Genomic DNA, 2,901 nt, shown 5'->3' on the forward strand with positions numbered 1-2,901 from the left:
CGCCTCGACCGGGTGATCATCCGGTTCGCGGGGGACTCGGGTGACGGTATGCAGCTCACCGGTGACCGGTTCACGTCGGAGACGGCGTCCTTCGGCAATGACCTCTCGACGCTTCCGAACTTCCCTGCCGAGATCCGTGCGCCGGCCGGGACGTTGCCGGGTGTGTCCTCGTTCCAGCTGCACTTCGCCGACCACGACATCCTTACTCCCGGCGATGCGCCGAACGTGCTGGTCGCGATGAATCCGGCGGCGTTGAAGGCGAATGTCGGGGACCTGCCGCGGGGTGCGGAGATCATCGTCAACACGGACGAGTTCACCAGGCGGGCCATGCAGAAGGTGGGGTACGCGGTCAGTCCGCTGGAGGACGGGTCGCTGGACGGGTACAGCCTGCATCCGGTGCCGTTGACGACGTTGACGGTGGAGGCGCTCAAGGAGTTCGACCTTTCGCGCAAGGAGGCCGAGCGCAGCAAGAACATGTTCGCGCTGGGTCTGCTGTCGTGGATGTACCACCGGCCGACCGAGGGTACGGAGAAGTTCCTGAACTCGAAGTTCGCGAAGAAGCCGCAGATCGCGGCGGCGAACATCGCGGCGTTCCGTGCGGGCTGGAACTTCGGGGAGACGACGGAGGATTTCGCGGTCTCCTACGAGGTGGCGCCGGCGGCGAAGGCGTTCCCGGTGGGTACCTACCGCAACATCTCGGGGAACCTGGCGCTGGCCTATGGTCTGGTGGCGGCGTCGCGGCAGTCGGATCTGCCGTTGTTCCTGGGCTCGTATCCGATCACTCCGGCCTCGGACATCCTGCACGAGTTGTCGAAGCACAAGAACTTCGGGGTGCGTACGTTCCAGGCGGAGGACGAGATCGCGGGGATCGGGGCGGCTTTGGGTGCGGCGTTCGGCGGGTCGCTGGCGGTGACCACGACGTCGGGGCCGGGGGTGGCGCTCAAGAGCGAGACGATCGGGCTGGCGGTGTCGCTGGAGCTGCCGCTGCTGGTGATCGACATCCAGCGGGGCGGTCCGTCCACGGGGCTGCCGACCAAGACGGAGCAGGCGGATCTGCTGCAGGCGATGTACGGCCGTAACGGTGAGGCGCCGGTGCCGGTGATCGCGCCGTGCACGCCGGCCGACTGTTTCGACGCGGCTTTGGAGGCGGCCCGGATCGCGCTGGTCTACCGCACCCCGGTGATGCTGCTCTCGGACGGCTATCTGGCCAACGGATCGGAGCCGTGGCGGATCCCGGAGCTGGAGGAGCTGCCGGATCTGAGGGTGCAGTTCGCGCAGGGCCCCAACCACACCCTGGACGACGGCAGCGAGGTGTTCTGGCCCTACCGGCGGGATGCGCAGACCCTGGCCCGGCCCTGGGCGGTGCCCGGCACACCGGGGCTGGAGCACCGGATCGGCGGGATCGAGAAGCAGGACGGTTCCGGGAACATCTCCTACGACCCGGCCAACCACGATTTCATGGTCCGCATCCGCCAGGCCAAGATCGACGGTATCGAGGTGCCCGGCCTCGAGGTCGACGACCCGCACGGGGCCCGGACCCTGGTCCTGGGCTGGGGCTCGACCTACGGTCCCATCACCGCCGCCGTCCGCCGCCTGCGCACCGCCGGCGAATCCATCGCCCAGGCCCACCTGCGCCACCTCAACCCCTTCCCGGGGAATCTGGGTGCGGTCCTCAAGCGTTACGACAAGGTGGTGATCCCCGAGATGAACCTCGGGCAGCTCGCCCTGCTCATCCGGGCGAAGTACCTGGTCGACGCGCACTCCTGCAACCAGGTCAACGGCATGCCGTTCAAGGCGGAACAGCTCGCCACCGTGCTGAAGGAGGCCATCGATGGCTGAGACGTCCACGCAGGGCGCGGGCACGATCGAGTCGCTCTCGCTGGTTCCGAAGGCCGAGGCCAGGCAGTCGATGAAGGACTTCAAGTCGGACCAGGAGGTGCGCTGGTGCCCGGGCTGCGGTGACTACGCGATCCTGGCCGCGGTCCAGGGCTTCATGCCCGAACTCGGCCTGGCCCGCGAGAACATCGTCTTCGTCTCCGGCATCGGCTGCTCCTCCCGCTTCCCGTACTACATGAACACGTACGGCATGCACTCCATCCACGGCCGCGCCCCCGCCATCGCCACCGGCCTGGCCACCTCCCGCCGCGACCTGAGCGTCTGGGTCGTCACCGGCGACGGCGACGCCCTGTCCATCGGCGGCAACCACCTCATCCACGCCCTGCGCCGCAACGTCAACCTCAAGATCCTGCTGTTCAACAACCGGATCTACGGCCTGACCAAGGGCCAGTACTCCCCGACCTCCGAAGTCGGCAAGATCACCAAATCCACCCCGATGGGCTCCCTCGACGCCCCCTTCAACCCCGTCTCCCTCGCCCTCGGAGCCGAAGCCTCCTTCGTCGCCCGCACCATCGACTCCGACCGCAGACACCTCACCGACGTCCTGCGCGCCGCCGCCACCCACCCCGGCACCGCCCTCGTCGAGATCTACCAGAACTGCAACATCTTCAACGACGGCGCCTTCGAGGTCCTCAAGGACCAGCAGACCGCCGAAGAGGCCGTCATCCGCCTCGAACACGCACAACCCGTCCGCTTCGGCCCCGACCGGTCCCGCGGCGTCGTCCGCAACCCGGCCACCGGCGACCTCGACATCGTCACCGTCACCCCCGACAACGAGCACGACATCCTCGTCCACGACGCCCACACCGCCTCACCCACCACCGCCTTCGCCCTCTCCCGCCTCGCCGACCCCGACAACCTCCACCACACCCCCATCGGCGTCTTCCGCTCCGTCGAACGCCCCGTCTACGACACCCAGATGGCCGACCAGCTCGACACCGCCGTCGAACACCACGGCAAGGGCGACCTCGCCGCCCTCCTCGCCGGCGGCGACACCTGGACGGT

2 protein-coding genes are annotated in these 2,901 nt (G+C 68.2%); both read left to right on the forward strand.

The annotated features are described in order from the left end of the window. A partial coding sequence (locus tag ACFW2E_RS44565) for a 2-oxoacid:acceptor oxidoreductase subunit alpha (RefSeq protein WP_384477222.1) occupies nucleotides 1–1,839 on the forward strand: 1,839 nt, incomplete at its 5' end. Further along, a partial coding sequence (locus ACFW2E_RS44570) for a 2-oxoacid:ferredoxin oxidoreductase subunit beta (RefSeq protein WP_384477225.1) occupies nucleotides 1,832–2,901 on the forward strand: 1,070 nt, incomplete at its 3' end. The genes ACFW2E_RS44565 and ACFW2E_RS44570, both read left to right, overlap by 8 nt.

Source organism: Streptomyces sp. NPDC058964, from assembly GCF_042741275.1.
Taxonomy (GTDB): Bacteria; Actinomycetota; Actinomycetes; order Streptomycetales; family Streptomycetaceae; genus Streptomyces.